Annotated in this window: 17 protein-coding genes and 1 pseudogene; 10 read left to right on the top strand and 8 right to left on the bottom strand. The window is 45.1% G+C overall.

Features of this window, described 5'->3' with window-relative positions:
- The first annotated feature begins 67 nt into the window (after positions 1-67).
- From NDI42_RS14785 to gloA2, 3 genes are all read left to right on the top strand, one after another.
- Positions 68-208 carry a hypothetical protein gene (locus NDI42_RS14785; protein ID WP_348231419.1) on the top strand — a complete coding sequence of 47 codons (141 nt, stop codon included), beginning with the start codon at positions 68-70 and terminating at the stop codon, positions 206-208.
- Positions 198-995 (top strand): 2-succinyl-6-hydroxy-2,4-cyclohexadiene-1-carboxylate synthase, encoded by a 798-nt coding sequence (gene menH, locus NDI42_RS14780; RefSeq protein ID WP_190458525.1) that lies wholly within the window; start codon positions 198-200, stop codon positions 993-995. Before NDI42_RS14785 ends, menH begins: the two co-directional genes overlap by 11 nt.
- Positions 996-1,075: 80 nt before the next feature.
- The gene (gloA2, locus tag NDI42_RS14775) at positions 1,076-1,462 is read left to right on the top strand and encodes an SMU1112c/YaeR family gloxylase I-like metalloprotein (protein WP_190458523.1); all 387 of its coding nucleotides are present in this window, start codon (positions 1,076-1,078) and stop codon (positions 1,460-1,462) included.
- Positions 1,463-1,562: 100 nt separating this feature from the next.
- On the opposite strand, the gene NDI42_RS14770 is transcribed toward gloA2, so the two are convergent.
- Both NDI42_RS14770 and NDI42_RS14765 read right to left on the bottom strand, forming a co-directional pair.
- Complete coding sequence (locus NDI42_RS14770) at positions 1,563-2,225, bottom strand: glycoside hydrolase family 24 protein (RefSeq protein ID WP_190458521.1); 663 nt, start codon at positions 2,223-2,225, stop codon at positions 1,563-1,565.
- A complete protein-coding gene (locus tag NDI42_RS14765) occupies positions 2,222-2,884 on the bottom strand; it encodes an SDR family oxidoreductase (RefSeq protein ID WP_190458520.1) in 663 nt (220 codons plus the stop codon). Before NDI42_RS14765 ends, NDI42_RS14770 begins: the two co-directional genes overlap by 4 nt.
- Positions 2,885-3,103: 219 nt before the next feature.
- Here NDI42_RS14765 and NDI42_RS14760 point away from each other — a divergent pair, with 219 nt between their 5' ends.
- The gene (locus NDI42_RS14760; protein ID WP_190458518.1) at positions 3,104-3,775 is read left to right on the top strand and encodes a DUF1997 domain-containing protein; all 672 of its coding nucleotides are present in this window, start codon (positions 3,104-3,106) and stop codon (positions 3,773-3,775) included.
- 48 nt (positions 3,776-3,823) lie between these two features.
- Here the strand turns inward: NDI42_RS14760 and NDI42_RS14755 are convergent, their stop codons facing one another.
- The 3 genes from NDI42_RS14755 to NDI42_RS14745 all read right to left on the bottom strand — a co-directional run bounded on the left by NDI42_RS14755 (position 3,824) and on the right by NDI42_RS14745 (position 9,281).
- Complete coding sequence (locus NDI42_RS14755) at positions 3,824-4,294, bottom strand: DUF4079 domain-containing protein (protein WP_190418891.1); 471 nt, start codon at positions 4,292-4,294, stop codon at positions 3,824-3,826.
- A 224-nt stretch (positions 4,295-4,518) separates the two neighbouring features.
- A complete protein-coding gene (locus NDI42_RS14750; protein WP_190458515.1) occupies positions 4,519-7,794 on the bottom strand; it encodes an efflux RND transporter permease subunit in 3,276 nt (1,091 codons plus the stop codon).
- A gap of 47 nt (positions 7,795-7,841) precedes the next feature.
- Positions 7,842-9,281: an efflux RND transporter periplasmic adaptor subunit gene (locus tag NDI42_RS14745; protein ID WP_190458575.1), complete on the bottom strand. Its 1,440-nt coding sequence runs from the start codon at positions 9,279-9,281 to the stop codon at positions 7,842-7,844.
- 268 nt (positions 9,282-9,549) lie between these two features.
- Here NDI42_RS14745 and NDI42_RS14740 point away from each other — a divergent pair, with 268 nt between their 5' ends.
- Complete coding sequence (locus tag NDI42_RS14740) at positions 9,550-10,158, top strand: hypothetical protein (protein WP_190458513.1); 609 nt, start codon at positions 9,550-9,552, stop codon at positions 10,156-10,158.
- Positions 10,159-10,479: 321 nt separating this feature from the next.
- On the opposite strand, the gene NDI42_RS14735 is transcribed toward NDI42_RS14740, so the two are convergent.
- Both NDI42_RS14735 and NDI42_RS14730 read right to left on the bottom strand, forming a co-directional pair.
- Positions 10,480-11,208 carry a tyrosine-protein phosphatase gene (locus tag NDI42_RS14735; RefSeq protein WP_190458511.1) on the bottom strand — a complete coding sequence of 243 codons (729 nt, stop codon included), beginning with the start codon at positions 11,206-11,208 and terminating at the stop codon, positions 10,480-10,482.
- Between the two features lie 14 nt (positions 11,209-11,222).
- The gene (locus tag NDI42_RS14730) at positions 11,223-13,358 is read right to left on the bottom strand and encodes a serine/threonine-protein kinase (RefSeq protein WP_190458509.1); all 2,136 of its coding nucleotides are present in this window, start codon (positions 13,356-13,358) and stop codon (positions 11,223-11,225) included.
- A gap of 169 nt (positions 13,359-13,527) precedes the next feature.
- Here NDI42_RS14730 and NDI42_RS14725 point away from each other — a divergent pair, with 169 nt between their 5' ends.
- From NDI42_RS14725 to NDI42_RS14710, 4 genes and pseudogenes are all read left to right on the top strand, one after another.
- Positions 13,528-14,196 carry an MASE1 domain-containing protein gene (locus tag NDI42_RS14725; protein ID WP_190458507.1) on the top strand — a complete coding sequence of 223 codons (669 nt, stop codon included), beginning with the start codon at positions 13,528-13,530 and terminating at the stop codon, positions 14,194-14,196.
- 17 nt (positions 14,197-14,213) lie between these two features.
- Positions 14,214-14,441: pseudogene (locus NDI42_RS14720) on the top strand (sensor histidine kinase); the annotation flags it as partial.
- A gap of 179 nt (positions 14,442-14,620) precedes the next feature.
- Positions 14,621-16,858 carry a PAS domain-containing sensor histidine kinase gene (locus NDI42_RS14715; RefSeq protein ID WP_190458503.1) on the top strand — a complete coding sequence of 746 codons (2,238 nt, stop codon included), beginning with the start codon at positions 14,621-14,623 and terminating at the stop codon, positions 16,856-16,858.
- Positions 16,859-17,121: 263 nt separating this feature from the next.
- Positions 17,122-18,624, top strand: coding sequence for a phenylacetate--CoA ligase family protein (locus NDI42_RS14710; RefSeq protein WP_190458501.1), 1,503 nt, complete (start codon positions 17,122-17,124; stop codon positions 18,622-18,624).
- A gap of 2 nt (positions 18,625-18,626) precedes the next feature.
- Here NDI42_RS14710 and NDI42_RS14705 read toward each other — a convergent pair whose 3' ends face one another.
- Complete coding sequence (locus tag NDI42_RS14705) at positions 18,627-18,947, bottom strand: winged helix-turn-helix transcriptional regulator (protein WP_190458499.1); 321 nt, start codon at positions 18,945-18,947, stop codon at positions 18,627-18,629.
- Between the two features lie 294 nt (positions 18,948-19,241).
- Here NDI42_RS14705 and NDI42_RS14700 point away from each other — a divergent pair, with 294 nt between their 5' ends.
- On the top strand, positions 19,242-19,601 hold the full coding sequence (locus tag NDI42_RS14700; protein ID WP_190458497.1) for a VOC family protein: 360 nt from the start codon (positions 19,242-19,244) through the stop codon (positions 19,599-19,601).
- Positions 19,602-19,858 lie beyond the last annotated feature (257 nt).

Genomic DNA, 19,858 nt, shown 5'->3' with positions numbered 1-19,858 from the left:
AACGATTTTACGCGGTTTCCTAACACCTGAACAAGTTTTTGGTTGGTTGACTTTTATTTAAGTTCAGGTGAAAGTGCGCGAAATCTCCTTCATGGTACGCTACGCTTCGCTAGTTTGCTGCATCCGGGAGAATGCGATCGCATTCGTAAAGCGACTGTTTATATATCAAATAGGCTTTTTAAAAGCATTTGTAGAAAATGAATTTTGACAATTATCAATTTCATTATTCTTTCAGTGGTAGCGCCGATAAGCCACTAATTCTTTTTTTGCATGGCTTTTTGGGAGATGTCAATGAATTTAATCAAGCTATATCCTTATTATCTGACCAATTTTATTGTCTGTCCGTTGACCTTCCCGGTCATGGGAAAACTAGAATTATCGGTGAAAATAATTGCTACACAATGGCAAACACTGCCCACGCATTAATCAAACTACTAGATAGTTTAAACATTGAAAAATGTTTTTTAGTAGGTTATTCGATGGGTGGACGTTTAGCTTTGTATCTAACTCTTAATTTCCCTAAGTATTTTCATAAAGTTGTACTGGAATCCGCATCTCCAGGCTTGAAGAGTGAACCCGAACGATGGGAAAGAAGTCAACGGGATTTTGAAATAACCCATCAATTAGAAACAACGATTTTTACATCTTTTCTATCAAACTGGTATAGTCAACCGCTTTTTGCTTCTCTTAAAAAACACCCAGAATTTGAGCGTCTTGTAGAGTATCGTTTACAAAATAATCCAATAGAGTTGGCTAAGTCATTGCGTAATTTAAGTAGTGGATGTCAGCCTTCTTTATGGGATAAGTTAAAAGAGAATAAAACGCCTCTGCTTTTGCTGGTTGGGGAATATGACAAGAAATTTATTAATATTAATTCGGAAATGGCTAGTCTATGTGAATCAGCGAAGCTGAACATTATTAAAGCTTGTGGACATAATGTTCATTTTGAAAATCTGAATGACTTCGTTAAAAATGTTAGACTCTTTTTAAGTTAAGAATCATTGTAATTTTGGTATCATTACCTCAACGTATGGCAATGGCTACCAAAAAATCGTAAGTTTATCGGAATAAAATTATGGAAACTACCGGAATTCATCACGTCGCCATAATTTGCTCTGACTATGAAAAATCAAAACAATTTTATGTAGAAGTTTTAGGCTTTTTCGTTATAAAAGAAACATTTAGAGAAGAAAGAAATTCTTATAAATTAGATTTGGGAGTTGGTAGTAGCGCTCAAATAGAATTATTCTCGTTTCCTAATCCGCCTCAAAGAATGAGCCGCCCGGAAGCTTGCGGATTGAGGCATTTAGCTTTTGTAGTCGAAAATATAGATAAATCAGTTTGCTATTTAAAATCTAAAGATATACAAGTAGAAGATATTAGAATCGATGAAATTACTGGCAAGCGGTTTACTTTCTTTAGCGATCCAGATGGATTACCTTTAGAGATTTATGAGAACTAGAAAAACTGCCTAAAATCAGCATATTTTGAGAAAGGTGCGTTAACAATAACGCTAACGCACCCTAAGAAATCTAGTTTCGTTTTTTGGCTTATGCCTTTTTTCACCCAGAGGCTTTTAGTTCCTCTTTCAGCATTTGCTGATAAATCCTCGGCAACTTGCTACTCATGGAATTGTTTTCTATTCCATACCCCAAACTTGTCCAAGTGCCAGAAAGCCGCCGCAAAACCTGATTTATCTTACCTTGCCGCAGTAACTCTGAAATGTTAACGCCCCAAGCACCTGCGTCGCTCAACCAAGCATAAACCACCGCATCCTGAAATTCCGCCTCAAAGCTATAAGACTGCCAAAACATAAACTCAAACGGATGTGGATGATAGCGTTTAGCCTTCTCAAACCAAGTCGTGTTGATCATCTGATAGCGTCCCGCCGCAGTTGAGCAATTTCCCATATTTGGGCCATTAACAATGGTGACGCACTGCTGAGGGTGATTGCTGAGGTCGCTGACGCGATCGCCACCGTAGATCACTGAGTAAGGATGAGCCACGTTTGCTTCGCTAGCAGAAATTGTCCGCATCAAAGCGCGAATATAAGGATCGCCTCCCTGCATCACCAGCGGCTGTGTCCCGTCCGCCCCTCCAGATGGGTCTAATACTAGGCGCGATAGCGGTTTTTCGCAAGCCCTTATGTAAAAGAGCAAGCATAGCAATCCAATGATGCCAGCGATCGCAGCGGTTCTCTGCTTTTTAGGTGACGTCTCAATCATGCTACCTCAGCAAAAAGTTGCTCCCAGCTTTTTGGAGAAGCTTCCGGCTTAGCAATGACTTCCACAATTTTGTTTTGAGCCGCTGGTTGAAATAGTGCTTCCACACACGTCTGCGCCACTTTCTGACGGGGAATGCTGCCACTCAAAGACAGGGTATCTGCGTTATACATTACCACCGAGTCTGAGCTGTCTTCATTCTTCAGACCCCCTGGACGCACAATTGTGTAAGTCAAACCGCTTTTCTGAATATACTCCTCAGCTTGCTTCTTCCAGACGAGAATCAGCCAGAAAAGGTTCAGCGGATGGAAAAATTGAGAAGCACCAATTGAAGAAACCAGTACAAATTGCTCAATTCCCTTAGCTTTGGCTGCATCTACTAAATTTTTTGTGCCTTCGTAGTCTACCTTGTACGGTGCAGTCGGGTCAAAACCTGGTGCGGCACCAGTAGCACATAACACTACCGTACTATCACCCAAAGCAACACTGAGAGTTTCTGGCTTCAACACATCTCCAACTACTAATTCCGCCGCATCTGGGAGAATTCCCCTAGCTTTTTCCATGTTCCGTACTAACGCCCGAACAGGTATATTTCGCTTCACCAGTTCTTGTACAATCCGGCGACCAGTTTCTCCCGTTGCCCCTGCTACAAATGCTTTCATCCCTTTCTCCGTATATTACACGTGTCCACTTTTAAATTCGCAAGCTATGCTTATTGGACAGAGAAAATTTTTATTTTGCAGTAAAGTCCAACTTTTCAATTGTATGAACTATGAGGCGTTGTCGTCTTTTAGAAAAAAAATGCAGTTTATGGAAACAATTGGACTCTTTGGGGGAATCCTTTATATAGGGAAACGGCAACCATCGCAGGAGAGCAGGTGATGCAGTCACAATTTGTTGATAGTCAAGCGATTGAGATTCAGTCAGCAATGTGCAATCTAGAACCAAGTTTCATGGAGTTAGACAATTTAGTTGTAGAAGCTGACAGTACGATTGAGCCAACGCGGTTTCACACTCGCTTTGAAGACAGCATGGAACTGTATACCGATGCTCACACAGTAGCTAAGTATCTGGATACTCACCAAGGTTGGTTCTGTCGCTGCGCCCACCCGATGGCAGCCCAACCGCTGGGAGAAAACGGCTATTCGCTAGTAATAGGGCGTTTTGGGGCTTTTGGCTATGAGGTAGAGCCAAAAATCGGCTTAGAACTGCTACCCCAGGATCGCGGCGTTTATCGTATCCAAACGATACAGATTCCAGATTACGTGGCTCCGGGCTATGAGGTTGACTATAAAGCGGTGATGGAATTGGTGGAAGTACCGACAGATGGGTTGACCATCACCCGCGTTCAGTGGCAGCTGGATTTAACAGTTTACCTGCGGTTTCCCAAGTTTATTTACAAGTTGCCCAAGTCTGCGATCCAGAATACAGGCGATCGCTTACTCGCGCAAATCGTCCGCCAAGTTTCCCGCCGTCTCACCCACAAAGTGCAGGAAGACTTTCACACCACTCTCGGCTTACCCTTACCGAAAAAAGCGAGAAAAAAGGGCTAATGGCTAATGGCTAATAGCTCTTGAACTAGCTATTAGCCATTAGCTAGGTTACATCTTGCTAATAATCCTTTGCAAAATTTCCACACCACTGAAAGCTTGCCAGGCAAACAGCGCTAAGAGAGCAGAATTCAACACAATGTGAGTGTAACGTGCCCAATCGTGACCCTTTTGCATATAGGGAGACAGGGAAGCTGAAACCGCAATCATACCTGTCATGCCTAACCCAGCTAGAAGGTGAGGTCCAAAAAACAGTTTTTCATTGTTGATGTAAGTAGCGCCCATACCGATAAGCGTACCGATTACCATCAACCCCAAAAGCACTGAACCTACCTGATAGTGCCGGACATTATATCTGCCTTTGATCAGCTCTTTCTTGGCTTCCCCTTCAGCATATCTAGTTTTTCGGAGTTTAACGCCTAAATACAGGGCATAGACGGATACACCTAGCAGCACCCACATTAAAGCCGGGTGAATGAAATTAAGCCAGGGTTTAATCGAGACGGGGATCTCCAAGCTCATAAGATTCGGATTATTAAGGAACTTTATAAAAATTAGCATAATCCCCATCTGTCCTTGGGTAGTCGCCATTACTTATACAGCGCTTTTCGGGCGAGTACAGATACCCGACTTCTCCAAGAAATCGGGTATCTCTCCAGATAGCCTGTACTTCATTCGGCTGGAAGCCCCTGTAAAAACGATTATCTCGTTCCTAGTCAGAGATTATGAACGAGATAATTGCTGGGTTATTTAAGTTTTATCTGTTCCTTTTTGCTTTGTGAAGGACTTGGCTGTTCCTTGCCTCGAAAAGCCTTGCGAGATTTCTTTTTAAAACTAAATCGCGGCAATTTCACAGATGGGAACTGGTGCAGCAGCACGTAGAAGCAGGGAATAATAAACAACGTTAGCAGTGTCGCCAGCGATAGACCGGAAAACACCACAACGCCTAGCGGTTGCAGAAATTCTGAGCCTTCCCCGATTCCCAGCGCCAACGGAAACAAGCCGAGAACCGTGGTGATGGTGGTCATCATAATCGCTCTCAGGCGCATGGGAGCCGCTTTTAAAATCGCCGCTTGTCGGTCGATGCCTTCTTGTTCGTGAATCTGGTTAGCCAACTCGACCATGATGATGGCGTTGTTCACCACAATCCCCACCAGCAGTACCGCACCGACTAGCACCGTAGCACCGATAGGGGTTTGGGTGATATAAAGCCCCAAAATGCCCCCCGCTAAAGCCAGCGGCACCGTGAGCATAATTACCAAGGGGTCAATTAAGGAGTTGTATTGCACCGCCATGACGACGAAAACCAAGAAAGCAGCTAAACCTCCTAAAATTGTCAAGGAGTTTTGCAACTGCTGATTCGTTTCCGCTGTCGAACTGGGAATCACGCTCACGCCTTCGGGTAATCGCAAATTCCCCAGTACCTCGTCTACCTCTGTCAAGGCATCGCTAAGGTTAGCTCCTTCACTCAGACTACCCGCAATGATAAAAACCTGTCGTTGGTTAATCCGCTGAACTTCACCGGGGGCTTGACCTTCGGAAATGGTAGCGACATCACCCAAACGGACTAAGCTGTTGTTGTTGACAAATAAGGGAATCTGTGCAAGCTGCGAACCGCGTTGCACGGATTGTTCATTGAATTGAACGCGGACATCAACTAAGCGATCGCCTCTTTGCAACTGAGTCGGGACTGACCCCTCGATTGCCGTCTGGATCGTTTGCCCAATGTCTTGCGTTGTCAACCCCAACTCCTCTGCACGCTCCCAATCCGGTCGAATCTGCACTTCTGGTTGTCGAGAGTCAGCATCAGGTCGGAAAGTTGCACTTTTTACCTGCTCATCCAAGGCTTGCAGCGCTTGCCGCCCCGCTTGTTGCAACCGCTGCTCATCGTTTCCTTGGAGGATGATATCCACATCCGCCCCCCGCACTGGCGAGTTACTTAAAATAATTCCTCGTACCTGACCGGGATTCAGTCTCAGACGAATCCCCGCCAAATTAAGCTTGTTTAACTCCTGATTGACTTTCTCAACAAACTTCTCGACATCTGTACCTGATTTGAGAGTAATTGAGCTGGAAGCTCGTAGGGGATTGGCATTGGTGTTGCTGCCGAACAGAGAACCTCCGGCTGTGCTAAATACATAATCGCTTTCCGGCTGTTTAACCAGAATTTCGTCCACCAGTGCCATCACTTTGCGGTTAGTTTCCACGCTAGTTCCGGGAGGAAACTGGGCAAACAAATTTGCTTGACCTGTATTAATCCGAGGCAGAATTTCTTGAGGAATTTGACCGACCATCCACAAACTACTGCCGCCGAAAAGCAGAATAATAGCGGCGATGACTAACAACCGATAACGCACTACTCCAGTTAGAAAGCGGGTATAGCTGCCAGTCGCTGCCTCAAATCGGCGGTTAAATTCCCGCAAAGGCCAAAACTTACCTAGGCCACTTGACCACTGGATTGCCAACAATCGGGAACTGAGTGCTGGCACAACTGTCAGCGCCACCAATAGAGAGGCAGCTACAGAAAAACTAATGGTAAGAATTAATTCATTAAATAGCAGGGAGAAAAAGCCACCAATCAGCAAAAACGGCAGCACAGACACCAAGTTAGTAGTGGTAGAGGCAATTAGCGCCGATTCCACCTCGCGACCACTGCGTTCTGCTTGATCGATTACTTGCTGGCTATTCATGCGGGCTTTGCTATCCTGACCCGGAATCATGCCAGCACCTTCGGCAATTGTCTCCATCATTACGATAGAGTTGTCTACAACAATCCCCACACCCAGTGCCAAACCACCTAAGCTGAAAATGTTGATGGAGAGTCCAAATAGCTGCATTAAGATAATCGCCGCGATGGTCGCTAGGGGAATGGCGATGATAATAATTAAAGTTTGACGGGCGCTACCTAGAAATAGCATCACCGCCACCGCTGCCAACCCTGCACCCAGCAATCCGGAACTGGTCACGTTGGAGATCGAATTGCTGATAAATTTCGATTCATCCAGCGTTGCCAACAGTTTCATGTCTTCGGGAATTACCCCAGCTTGGCGCAGTTCTTCTATCCGTTTTTTAACTCCATCCACAACCTCGATAGTATTGGCATCCGGTTGCTTTTGGATGCTGAGTTTTACCGCTGGTTGCCCATTCAGATAGACAAATACCCGCTGGTCTTCTGTGCCATCAATGACTTCGGCAAAATCTCTTAGATAAACGCGAGATTGCGGTAAAAGTGCGGGGCTTTGCGCTCCTACTGCGCTGGGGGTTGGGGAACCAACTTCAAAGGAGAGATTGCTAATTTCTTGGGCATTCTGAAAGCGTCCGACGGTGCGGGTTAGCGGTTCGGAGTCAGCCCCTTGCAAGCGACCGCCAGAGACATCCTGGTTGCGATCGCCTAAAGCATTCAACACATCTACCAAACTCACCCCCAGCGCCTGTAGGCGATTCAGGTCAATTTGCACCCGGACTTGTTCTTCCACTCCACCCGCAACATCGACAGCGGCGACACCATCAACTACACCGAGTTCGCGGGATAATTCTTCATCAGCAAGGACTCGCAACTCCGCATCCCCCAGCGAAGAAGATTGCAGCGCCACTTCGTAAACGGGCAGCTGGGAGGGGTCAACTTTAAATAAGCGGGCATCTTCGATGGTACTGGGGAGTCTACTACGACCTCGGTTAAAGGCAGCCGTGGCATCGTTTAGCGCCTGGTCAATGTTGCCACCCGGTTCAAAGTACAAGTCTAAACTTACCTGCCCTTCGCGGGTTTGGGAGTAAACTTGCACCACTCCTTCTGTGGCGCTCAAAGTTTCTTCTAGCGGCTTAGTGATTTCGTCAACTGCTACCTCTGGAGAGATTCCAGGGGCTTCTAGCCGCACGCCAATCCGGGGATAGGTGATAGACGGCAACAAATCAACTTGCAGTTGGGAGAGAAAGAAGACTCCCAGCACCAACGTAGTGATGGTGAGCATGAGTGTGCCGATGTGACGGCGGATGGCGATCGCGCTTATGCTAAATCCAGACATGGTAATTGCTAATTGCTAATTGCTAATTGGTGAATCCCGATTGCCCGTTACTGAGTTTCAGAAAGAACACTTAAGCGCACTGGCTCACCATCTTTTAGCGGCTTACCACTGCGACTGACAAATCTCTCTCCTGGTTTTAAACCAGAGAGAATTTCGACTTTTCCATTTGCGCGATCGCCTACTGTCACCGATCGAGCCTGCACTGTTGGCTGTTTCCCGTTTCTGTCCAAAACAAATACTGTCGCTTGGCTAGATTTAGGATTTTCGGTTTGGGATTTTGAATTGCGTGCCTGTTCCGGAGTGGTTGCGGCACCACCGCTTCTAGCCTCTCTGCTCCCCTGACCCTCTGTGGGCGAGGTTGCCCCGCCCCTACCGCCGGGTTTCTCTTGCAGGGCAGTTTGCGGCACCACTACCCGTTCGGAGGCAGTTGACGAAAAGCTCACCCGTGCGAGTAGTCCGCTGCCAATCTCACCTTTAGGGTTGGCAATTGTGACTTCCACTGGTATTTGACGAGCCGCTACATTTGCCGCCGGAGAAATGCGAACTACTTCTCCAAGAAACTCCCTGTTTGCAAAAGCGTCTAGCTGTACCCGTACCGATTGCCCAACCCGAATTTTTGACAGTTCTAATTCTGAAACTGGCACTACCACCGTGACGCGACTGAAATCTCCAATTTTCAAGATTTCACTACCTGGGTTCGCCAAATCGCCCGGTTCTATCCCTTTGGAAACGACAACGCCGCTAATTGGGGAAGTTAATACTGAATAGGATTGGCGTTCGCGACTTTGAGCCAGTACAGATTGTTGAGCCTTAACTCTGCCTTGAGCCGCTACGACTGCTTGCTGTTCTGTACTCACCTGTGCCTGAGCAGAGAGCAAAGCTTGTTGAGCCGTTTGAGCTTCTGTTTGGGCTAATTCTGCTTGTTGCTGAGCGATCGCACCTTGCCGCGCCAATCCAGCCAGTCGAGCCGCGTCCCTCTGTGCTTGCTGCAATTGAGCTTTTGCCTGTTCTACCTGTGTCCGTGCATTGCCTACCTGAGTTTGGGCGCGTGCCACTTCCGATTGAAGAGTTGCAAGTTCGGCTTGCGCCTGATTGACGTTGGTTAACAATATCGTGTCATCCAACTGGGCAACAATTTGACCCTGCGCCACTGTATCTCCCACGTCCGCTTTCAGAGATAGCAGCCGTCCTTCCACTTGGGGTTGCACCGAAACTTCCCGAACTGGGCGAGTGGTGCCGATAAACTTTATCTCTTCTTGGAGAGTGTCGGTGCGAGCGATCGCTACATCCACTGGGGTTATCCCTCCGGCTCCTCCCCGTTGTTGCTGTTGTGGAGCTTGAGCATCCGCTTGCTGCGGCGGCAATATACCGCAACTTGACAAGTAAGGCAATAATAAAAAGGCGAAAGGCAAAAGAAGCATTCTTTGACTTTTGCTTTTTCCCTCTTGCTGTGTCTTTTGATTTTTAGTAGATAATTCAGCAGACATAAAATTAAATGGCACGGTGAGGTTCCAATCAGGAGACTATCAGGCTGACCGCCCGACGGGGCGATAAACTAGAAATAGGGTGGCTGTGTATTTAGACTGAAGATACTTTACAAAGGTTTACTTGTAATCATAAATTGCAAATTGAATTTCTTTAGTCAGCTATAAGTCACGGATATTGTTCATCTACTTCTGTTTTCGAGCAGAAAATCTACCTTAAGGTACATGACATCTGCTATTGTTTCTTTTAAAAGTTTGATAGATTTAAAAATTGCTTTACCAAGTTTTACAAATTAACAAATTATTTCCACGCCTGATTCTAGCGATCGCTGGAATCGTAGTAATAGCGTCTGGAAACAAACCAGTTCAGGCGCGACCAGCTGAAATATTTACTCCCCATCTACAAGAAATTCAAAGCAACTTGCCGCTAGGGTTGGTAATGCGCTTACCATCTCAAATTCAACTTAGTGGCTTTCAAGATATAGATTTTTCTAAGTTAATTGTCCGCGTCTTTCCCTCGGAAACTCCAGCTGGTTTAACAGTTAGCCTGTTTACCTGTATCAGCGGCCCCCAACCCTGCTTACTCGGCAGTTTTTCTGTAGCGAGGAATACTTCGCCCAATGCTATCCGAGATTTAGAAAAACATAAAGCTACAGGCGATCGCATCACCTTAAAGCCTAATATTAAGGGATATCTATTGGAAGGCTCAAAGCAAAAACCCGCCTATGAATTTTCCTCTGTGATGTGGCAGCAGGACAACCTGATTTATCGAGTGAGTCTTCCGCAAACAGAACGGTTAAGTATGCTGTTCATGACATATTCAATGGCTAATGAAGCGCCACTGCGTCGCGTTGTTTCTCCTCCAATTATCGGAAGATAAGAAAAGGCTGAATATTTTGGATAGAAAAACGAGAAATATAGCGGTTCTCACTTGTAGGCGTTACAGCCACCTTGGTAGGGACATGGCAATGCCGATTCGTGTCAACTTAAGCCCTGGCGAATGGAATTCGCGGCTAGAAAAACGAAGTCCGCCTGCGCGGACTAACGGAAAATTAAGACTTTTGAAACCCGCGCACCATCCGGGTTTTGTTTGTGTAGCTGCGGTTTCAACCGCCAAGCTAACGTTAAGTTGACACCAATGGTCAATGCCATGTCCCTACAGATGTATCGCACCCAATTTTTGAATTGCTATACTCCCTGATTAATCAACAATAATTGTACGTAAACGATTAATCTGCTCATCCGTAATCCCAATTTTATGTAAGTATGCGATCGCGCCACCATACTTTTCTTGCAAGTAATTTAAAGTGTCCACCATTGTTTCATGCTCACATTCAAATATGTGGGCGTAGCCATTGCGTCTTGCTACTTCCAGGTCTTTTTCAAACAACGGAGCCAGGTAAGATTCACTTAAGGCGTAATCTTGGGCGATTGTCTCTGCTGGCACGTTTGCTATAGTTAGCAAGAACGCAATAATCAGACCAGTTCGATCTTTGCCAGCTGAGCAATGCACTACCATAGGAAACGAACTGGTTGTTATTGTCTCAAAAATGACTTTCATCTGTTTCTGACAGGAATCCAGCAGCAAACAATACTGTTCTAGCAGTGTTTTAGCTTGCATCAGAGCAGATACAACTTCGTTACCAAATAGGGGCAGGTTTAGATAAGTTACTACTTTTGATTCTGAGAAGACATTGGGAGCATTGTTAACTTCAAACACACGACGCAAATCAACAATTGTTCGCACACCGTAATCTATAAGTGCTTGCTGGCTTTCTGGGGTGAGGCGATGCAGACTATCTGCCCGTAAAACTTGTCGCCAGCGCGTGTGGCAACCATCTAAAGTCGCATAGCCGCCGATGTCGCGGATGTTGTAACTACCTTGCAGTGGCAAGTGACGTTGTGCAGGTTCCTGTGGAATTAAAGACATGAGGCAAAAGATGATTACTGAGGAGCAGTAGATGTAGATGGCGTTGCAGCAGGGGTTTCCACGCCGAGGTCGAGTTGATAATCAACGGGTTCAGAGTTTTCAGAAATTACTACAAATTCGTAGTAGCCTGATTGAGGAAGTTTTCCCGACCAAGTTGTTTGTGTCGAGTCTTCCAGCAGTGGGGGAACGGCGGTGGTTGGAGGATAAAGGGAAAGGCGGAGTTTTGGATTATTTGTGAAAGTAAGTGCCAGCAATTGATCTTTGGTAAAGTTGGCGATGTAGGCTTTGCCTTCTCTGGGTTTGAGGGTGCCTCTGACTCGTTTCCCAACCGCGCCAGGATCGAAGCGAATGGTTTCTAAAGCGTCTCCAGCCTGCAATGCCTTGACTTTCTCAGCAACGATCGCGTGCCATACTTGACCAATCGGTTGTGCGAGAAAATCTTTACCGCGCTGCTCTGGGAATAGCTGGAAAAATACGACATCAGCGAGGTCGTAGAGGGCGCGACTGGAAAGACGCAGCTGGTTGACTTGCTCCTTGAAGCGATCGCGATCTTCCTGCTGGTAGCTTCCCAAGCGCTGGCGCGACGCACCGCTCAAGTTTGCCTGCTCCAACTTATCGAGCAACTGGGCGGCTGTTTGATCCCAACTCAGGCGCAATTGCTCAAATTCTGAACCATCGCCGAGAATTTTTCCCCGTTGTTCTGGGTTTCGCGTCCAGAAAGTATCATTTACCCAGTTTACGTAGAAATTGTAGTCAACACCCAAACTAATGCGGCGATCGCGCAGCTGTTGCTTGCGATCGCGTTCCGCCGCCGAATACTGCGGCGAAGGATTTTCCTGATCGGTTGGCGCAGTGGAATTATCTGAGGAGTTGGAGTCAGATCCTTTGTCCTCGGAACCAGTCATCGACTGTATCCACAAATTTCCAGCCCACCAGCCGAGTCCAGTAGCACCAATAATCACCAGCGCCACCAGCAAAATTTTACCCAATATGCCGACAAATGGGGATTGGCGTTTGGGGATTGTAGGTTGGGGTTTCGCAGTAAGCGGCTCCCCTTTCTGTTGATGGGAGGGTTGGGCGTGAAGGTTGGCGATTGGCGGTTGATGGGGGCGGTATGAGGCAGGAGAAACAGCCTGTGTGGGTTCTATCGGTGGTGGCGCTGGCGGTTGAGTAGGAGGCAACTCAGTAGAAGGTATATTGACAGAGAGAGCTTGGAAAACTTCTCTGGCAGATTGGTAGCGATCGCTTATCCTCCGAGACAGCATTTTATCCAGAACATCTCCCAGCATCGGGCTAAGATTAACTTCCCGCCGCCAGTTCCACTTCAGCGTCTCGCTGTCAATTATCTCGTGGGGTTGCTTGAGCGTAAGCAAAACTAACAAACTTGCTGCCAAAGCGTACAAATCGCTGTTGGGAAAAACCAATCCCTTGTCCATCTGCTCGTCAGGAGCGTATCCCCGCTTTCCTAAGCGAGTAGCGATCAAAGGCGGAGAATTGCCACTTCCCAAAGTAAACTGCGATTCCACCGTTGCTGCAACTTCCTTCACGCCGCCAAAGTCAATCAGCACCGGAAGCTGATCGGAACTCCGCAAAATCATGTTTTCTGGAGAAATATCGCGGTGAATCACTCCCAGCGAGTGGATATAGTCCAACACTGGCAGAATGTGCAGTAGAATTTGGCGTACTTCCCCTTCACTAAACCGCAACCCTTGAGATTTTCGAGCATCGAGCAACGAACGGTAGGTTTGACCCTCCACATAGTCCTGTACTAAAAACAGATATCCTTTGCTTTGCTGGTTCACCCGAAACATTTCTCGAAAGTTGGGGATTTGCGAATGTCGCAGCTTGTAGAGTACGCCCGCCTCTCGCTCAAATAGTTCTTCAGCTTTCTGCAAAGCATAAGCGCCTTGAACCTTGGGAGCAAATTCCTTTAAAACACAAGGTTCATTGAATCGGTTCAAGTCTTCCGCCAGATAAGTGCGTCCAAAGCCACCATGCCCCAGTTCGCGCACAATGCGATAGCGATCGCCTAAAATCATCCCCGTCACAATATTATTGCTGACGAACTCCGGCAGCGGTTCGCCACAATGCTGACAAAAGCGGCAATCAGTGGGATTCTCGTGTCCTTTGGTGCAATACAGGGGCATCATTAACCTGGGGCTGATTCTGTGGAAGATTCAAGTTAGGTATAACAAATTGACCGAGAATATACCAACTGCTCCGTCTTTAAAAATAATTCTTTGTATTCTTCAAATCTACTTTCCCCCGGCTCAGGGGGAATACTAAATTCAAGGCATATCGTGGCGTTAGATATTAAAAATGAAGTTTTTTGCATTGCCCAAATCGGCGGCACGGTTGACAGCCGTGGTATTTGTTGCTGTCATCTACTATAGTGCTGCTAAACTTGGGCTTTTACTGGTTTCCCTCCCTGGAAACGTAACACCAGTTTGGCCTCCGGCAGGTATCGCCTTGGCAGCTACCCTACGGCTGGGTTATGGCGTTTGGCCTGGTATCTGGCTGGGGGAGTTCCTTGCCGTCAGCACTTCGATCGACGGATTGCCAGCCGTGGTGTTTGCAGTTGCTAGTGGCTGTGCCGTGGGAGATGCCTTGACACCCGTGTTGGGTGCTTTTTTAATACGCCGATTTATCGGGTACAGCAATCTGCTAAATCGGGTGAGTAGCGTTTTTAACTTTGTATTAATTGGAGGGATGCTGATCTGGTTAATAGCTGCCACCTTCGGCACCACCAGTATGTGTCTGGGTGGCATCGCACCTTGGAGTGCTTATAAAGCGATTTGGTGGACTTGGTGGCTTGGGAATGTAGGTGGCGTTCTCGTCTTCACACCAGTGCTGCTAATTTGGAGCCAACCAATTTCAAATTTTAGATGGCCGATTTTGGATTGGGCGTTGCTCAAAACAGGTAAAACCCGCAAGCAATTTAAAAATCGAAAATTTAAAATCGAAAATTGCTTGAGGCTGTACTTTTGATGCGAGACGACGATCTAGCAGTTATTAAAATTGCAGACAATGGTTCAGGTATGACTAAAAATGTAAAAAAAAAACTATTTTACCCCTTTTTTTCCACGAAACCGATAGGCAAAGGCACTGGTTTAGATTTAGCTATTAGCTATCAGATTGTCGTAGAAAAACACCAAGGTGATTTAAAGTGTATTTCAGCAGTTGGACAGAGAACACAATTTATTATTGAAATTCCGATTATACATAGAAATTAAAACTTTATGGCTTAGGCAAACAGTTTTAGCGCGGGGCTATCGTCGCTTAGCGCCTGATTGATTGCAGTGATACAAACTCATTCTAATGTGTTTTCGATCACACTAGAAATTAAAGTATTGCCTTAAACAGATAGAGGGGGCAATTCTTGTATTAGTAAAACATATAGGTCTGACAAGCAATGCAAATCAATACATCTAGCAAAAAATTGATTAACGAAGCTGCCCTCAAGCAACTAGAGGAAGCGCTACTGATTAGCGAGCAAAGATTCCATGCTACCTTTGAGCAAACTGTTGTTGGCATTGCCCATATAGCATTAGATGGAGGGTGGCTGCGAGTTAACAAAAAGTTTTGTAATATTTTAGGCTATAGCCATGAGGAATTGCTAACTTTATCGCTTCCAGATATTACCCACCCCGACGATATTGATATTAATCTTTCATATATAAGTCAGCTATTGACAGGCAAAATTCAGACGTTCTCGATTGAGAAGCGCTACATCCACAAAAGCGGGTTTTCTGTCTGGATTAATTTATCTCAGTCTCTTGTGCTTAAACCTTCTGGGGAACCAGACTATTTTATAGCAACTATCGAAGACATATCGCGGCGCAAAGCTGCCCAGGAAGCGCTAGAGAAAGCAAATGAACAATTAGAACTCAGAGTAGAAGAACGTACAGTCGAACTAAATAATACTATAAGTTCATTAAGCAACGCTTACGCCCAACTTAAAAGACGAATTAGCACTTCCTCTGAAAAGCAACATCAACAAATCATTCTTGATGCCATGCCAGTGATGATTTGGTTCAAAGATAGAGAAAACCGAATTTTAAAAATAAATAAAGCTGCTGCCGCATGGATGGGGATGAAAGTGGAAGATATCGAAGGTAAATCTACCTATGATATTTATCCTGCTCAAGCAGCAAAATATCATCAAAACGACCTAGAAGTAATCAATTCTAAAAAGTCTAAAATTGGAATAGTTGAAAAAATAAAAACCTACTCAGGAGAAAATATCTGGCTTAATCTGGATAGAGTTCCTTGGCACGATGACGAGGGAAATATTGGGGGAGTCGTAGTTTTTGCCAGAGACATTACACCGCAAAAACAGGCAGAAGAGGCACTTTTATTACTGAGAAAAGCCGTAGAATCTTCTAGCGATGCAATTGCCATGACCGATAATAATGGCACTTCCATCTATCACAACCATGCTTTTATAAATTTGTTTGGATACACTGTAGATGAACTAAACAATGCTGGGGGACAGGCGATAGTTTACACCGATTCGTTGGTAGTACAAGAGGTGTTTTCTACGGTAATGAAAGGTGACTCTTGGCGGGGGGAAGTAGAGATTAAAACAAAGAGCGATCGCATTGTACCAATTTCGCTTCGTGCTGATGCCATTAAAGACAAAACTGGCAAGATTATCGGGCTAGTTAGCATTTGTAATGATATCACCAAACGCAAGCACGCAGAGTCCCAATTAAAACAACAAGCGACTCAGTTGGAACAAACCGTGCGGGAACTTCAGCAGACACAATCCCAGCTGATTCAAACCGAAAAATTGTCTAGTTTAGGGCAGCTAGTTGCTGGTGTCGCCCATGAAATTAATAACCCCGTTAGCTTTATTCACGGCAATCTACCCCATGTTTGGGATTACGCCGAAGATTTACTGGGTTTAGTAACGCTTTATCAGCAAGAATACCCCAATCCCACACCAGAAATTTTGGATGAAATAGAAGCTATCGACCTCGATTTTATTAGGTCAGATTTGCCCAAAATGCTATCTTCAATAAAAGTGGGAACGCAACGCATTTGTGAAATTGTGCGTAGCTTACGAAACTTTTCTCGCCTCGACGAAGCGATGATGAAAGGTGTTGATCTTCACGAAGGCATCGACAGCACCCTGATGATTTTGCATAGCCGTCTAAGAGCAAGTCCAGATCATCCTGGTATTCAGGTAATCAAAGAATATGGAAAGTTACCCCTTGTTGAGTGCTACGCTGGGCCACTTAATCAGGTGTTTATGAATCTCATCGGCAATGCAATTGATGCTTTGGAAGAGTTAGTAGCTAGTCGTCAGGTGTCAATTGTAAATGGAAAAATTGCTCATAATCCCCAGATTCGTATTCGCACTGAAGTTATAGAAAAAGACAAAGTTTCAATCCGAATTTATGATAACGGTTCAGGAATGCCAGAATCGGTAAGGAAGCGGCTATTTGACCCCTTCTTTACGACAAAAGCAGTAGGCAAAGGTACTGGTTTAGGCTTATCAATTTCGCACTCAATTATCGTACAAAAACACGGCGGAAAATTGAGCTGTATTTCTGCACCAGGAGAGGGAACAGAGTTTATCATCGAAATTCCAACTTACCAACCAAATCAGGAACCGCCCCATGTGTTAGATGAAACTGAAATTTAAGTACAAAAGTTCACAAAGAAAATCGCAGTGAGTAGTAGCGCGTGAGGGCTGGAATGCTGGATTGATAAAATTCTCAAAATCCAAATTTCCAAAATTATAGGCTTGCTTTACCCAACAAATTAGGATAGACGCGCTAGTAGGTTGGGTTGGGTAATGCTTACCTCAACCCAACATGATCATTTGTTAGGTTTCGCTGTAGCTCAACCCAACTTATTAACGATCAGCACTATAAGGCGAAGCACTTTCAAAAAAGAGAAGCAACAATGCAGGAAGAAAAAAGTCAACGGGCAATTACAGCTTTTCAAGGATTCCTAAATACACCCCTTCAGGGGCTACTTGAAGAGCATTGCACTTCTTCTCCAGAAGCTGCTGCTAGGCAATTATTTCACGATGTCGCTGCTAGTATACCCGCTTACAAAGCTTTTCTGAAAGAACAGGGTGTCAATCCTTCATCTATTCAAAGTTACCAGGATTTTCAAAAGCTTCCTCTGATTACTAAAGAGAATTACCTGCTGCGTCACTCACTCGCGGACTTGTGCCGGAATGGGCAATTAGAAAGCTGCGATATAATTGCTGTTTCATCAGGTTCTACTGGCAAGCCTACATTTTGGCCTCGCTTTTTGAGCGATGAATTTCAGATTGCTACACGTTTTGAGCAAATTTTTTACGATAACTTTTATGCTGACACACGCCGCACCTTAGCTGTAATTTGCTTTACTTTGGGAACTTGGGTGGGGGGAATGTACACAACAAATTGCTGTCGCTATCTTGCCAGTAAAGGCTACCCCCTTACTGTTATTACTCCCGGAAATAACAAAGAAGAAATATTCCGAGTTGTGCAGGAACTTGGTTCAGCATTTGAGCAAGTTGTATTGTTGGGATATCCGCCGTTTATTAAGGATGTTATTGATAGCGGTATTGCGCGGGGTATAGAGTGGCATAAATATCAAATAAAAATGGTTTTTGCTGGAGAAGTTTTTAGTGAAGAATGGCGTAGTCTTGTAGGTGAACGAGTTGGTTCCCGGAATCCCTGCTATGACTCAGCTTCGCTGTATGGAACAGCCGATGCAGGCGTTTTAGGAAACGAAACACCTCTTAGTATTTGCATTCGCAGGTTTTTAGCAAATAATCCAGATGCGTCTCGTGCTTTGTTCGGTGAATCGCGCTTACCTACCTTGGTACAGTATGACCCTTTGAGCCGCTTTTTCGAGGTTATTGATAGCACGTTGCTGTTTTCCGGCCATAACGGTATCCCCTTGGTACGCTATAACATTTTGGATACGGGGGGTTTAATCTCTTATGATGCGATGCTCCAGTTCTTGGCAGAATGGGGATTCAATCCTATAGAAATATTGCAGCTACAAAGTGGGAGAGGAATTCATCCTCTACCTTTTGTCTATGTTTTCGGGCGTAATTTTACAGTTTCTTACTTCGGCGCGAATATTTACCCGGAAAATGTGACGGTGGGATTGGAACAGCCAATTATTCGAGAGTGGGTGACAGGTAAATTCGTATTGCAAGTTAAGGAAGATACAGATAAGAATCGGTTTTTGTCAATTGTTGTGGAGTTAGCATCTGGGGTCGATGAAAGTGAACAGAAGCAGGATGCGATCGCATCCTCCATTCTCAAACAGTTACTACGGCTTAACAGCGAATTTGCTAACTACGTCCCCGCAGAATACCAAATGCCGCAAGTTACACTAACTCTAACTGGCGATCCTGAGTATTTTCCCATCGGAGTTAAGCACCGCTACACCGGCAAGTAATTTCACAACTGGGTTCCGAATTCGTGCATAGCATCGATAATTGGTTTCAGACTTTCCCCTAAAGGTGTTAGGGAATATTCCACTTTGGGGGGGATTTGCAGATAAACCTCCCGATGGATAATTCCGTCTTGCTCCATTTCTCTAAGCTGCTGCGTGAGCATCTTTTGGGTAATCCCGTCTAAAGATCGTTGCAATTCACCAAACCGTTTAACTCCTGTCAGTAGTTCTCCCCAAATAAAAAGCTTCCAGCGTCCGCTAATGGCTTTTAAAGCAGTTTCCGCCGGACAAGTCTTTCTCTCGTGACTCTGGTTTTTGGCTTCCATAGTATCTTTATTTACAATTTTATTTGAATGCGATTTATAGCAATCCTATTTGAGTTGTGAGCCAGTCATTGAGATACCCGACTTCTTACAGAAGTCGGGTATCTCGCCTTCGCGAATCATTTAGCACTGCTATAGTTGCATTGCTATTAGGAAATTTTAGCTTATTTCTTCAAGCTAACTCTGAATGGCATTCACTGAGTTAGGCTAATTTTGGTTTTCTGTGGTTTGAGAGCGATCGCGCATCCTTAACCTACTGCATAATTAAAATTACGCCTATTTCTAACCAAACCAGCCATGCAAATTATCCAATGCCTCCACGCAGCTATTCTCGTTTCTGACTTAGAACGAGCAGAACATTTTTATGGCAAGGTACTGAGATTATCTAAAATAGATAGAACGCTTAAATTTCCGGGAGCATGGTATCAAGTCGGCGAGTTTCAAATTCACCTGATTGTCTCTGAGATACCCTCGGATATGGTAGATTCCCAAAAGTTAGGTCGCAACCGACACTTAGCTTTTTCTGTGGCAAATTTAGATGCTGCTAAAGAGCAGATTATAAATAACAAATGTCCCGTACAAATGAGTGCTTCTGGTAGAGCAGCTTTGTTCACCCAAGATCCAGACGGTAATATAATTGAATTGAGCCAGGTATAAAAATGACAAATAACTACTAAAAAAAATATGGTTCAAACAATCCAAGCCTGTAAGAGGATGTTTGAAAAGTGGGTTAGGCAGTAAAAAAACTCTCTCAGTGTAAGCTGCCAATAGCAAAACACGCAGCACCGAGAGAGCCACATGAGTAAAGCTTATCCCAGTAACTTAACTTGCGCTCAGTATGAATTGCTTAGTGACCTCATTCCAGAAGCTTTCACCAGGTGGTCGCCCGCGTCAAGTTGATATATCAGAAGTGC

The organism is Funiculus sociatus GB2-C1 (genome assembly GCF_039962115.1).
Lineage (GTDB): Bacteria > Cyanobacteriota > Cyanobacteriia > Cyanobacteriales > FACHB-T130 > Funiculus > Funiculus sociatus.
This window is presented reverse-complemented; position numbering and strand designations above follow the sequence as displayed.

Bases quoted from the DNA above. Each gene is read 5' to 3' on its own strand.
- menH (WP_190458525.1), top strand. From the start codon at position 198: ATGAATTTTGACAATTATCAATTTCATTATTCTTTCAGTGGTAGCGCC.
- gloA2 (WP_190458523.1), top strand. From the start codon at position 1,076: ATGGAAACTACCGGAATTCATCACGTCGCCATAATTTGCTCTGACTAT.
- NDI42_RS14770 (WP_190458521.1), bottom strand. From the start codon at position 2,225: ATGATTGAGACGTCACCTAAAAAGCAGAGAACCGCTGCGATCGCTGGC.
- NDI42_RS14765 (WP_190458520.1), bottom strand. From the start codon at position 2,884: ATGAAAGCATTTGTAGCAGGGGCAACGGGAGAAACTGGTCGCCGGATT.
- NDI42_RS14760 (WP_190458518.1), top strand. From the start codon at position 3,104: ATGCAGTCACAATTTGTTGATAGTCAAGCGATTGAGATTCAGTCAGCA.
- NDI42_RS14755 (WP_190418891.1), bottom strand. From the start codon at position 4,294: ATGAGCTTGGAGATCCCCGTCTCGATTAAACCCTGGCTTAATTTCATT.
- NDI42_RS14750 (WP_190458515.1), bottom strand. From the start codon at position 7,794: ATGTCTGGATTTAGCATAAGCGCGATCGCCATCCGCCGTCACATCGGC.
- NDI42_RS14745 (WP_190458575.1), bottom strand. From the start codon at position 9,281: ATGTCTGCTGAATTATCTACTAAAAATCAAAAGACACAGCAAGAGGGA.
- NDI42_RS14735 (WP_190458511.1), bottom strand. From the start codon at position 11,208: ATGTCTTTAATTCCACAGGAACCTGCACAACGTCACTTGCCACTGCAA.
- NDI42_RS14730 (WP_190458509.1), bottom strand. From the start codon at position 13,358: ATGATGCCCCTGTATTGCACCAAAGGACACGAGAATCCCACTGATTGC.
- NDI42_RS14725 (WP_190458507.1), top strand. From the start codon at position 13,528: ATGAAGTTTTTTGCATTGCCCAAATCGGCGGCACGGTTGACAGCCGTG.
- NDI42_RS14715 (WP_190458503.1), top strand. From the start codon at position 14,621: ATGCAAATCAATACATCTAGCAAAAAATTGATTAACGAAGCTGCCCTC.
- NDI42_RS14710 (WP_190458501.1), top strand. From the start codon at position 17,122: ATGCAGGAAGAAAAAAGTCAACGGGCAATTACAGCTTTTCAAGGATTC.
- NDI42_RS14705 (WP_190458499.1), bottom strand. From the start codon at position 18,947: ATGGAAGCCAAAAACCAGAGTCACGAGAGAAAGACTTGTCCGGCGGAA.
- NDI42_RS14700 (WP_190458497.1), top strand. From the start codon at position 19,242: ATGCAAATTATCCAATGCCTCCACGCAGCTATTCTCGTTTCTGACTTA.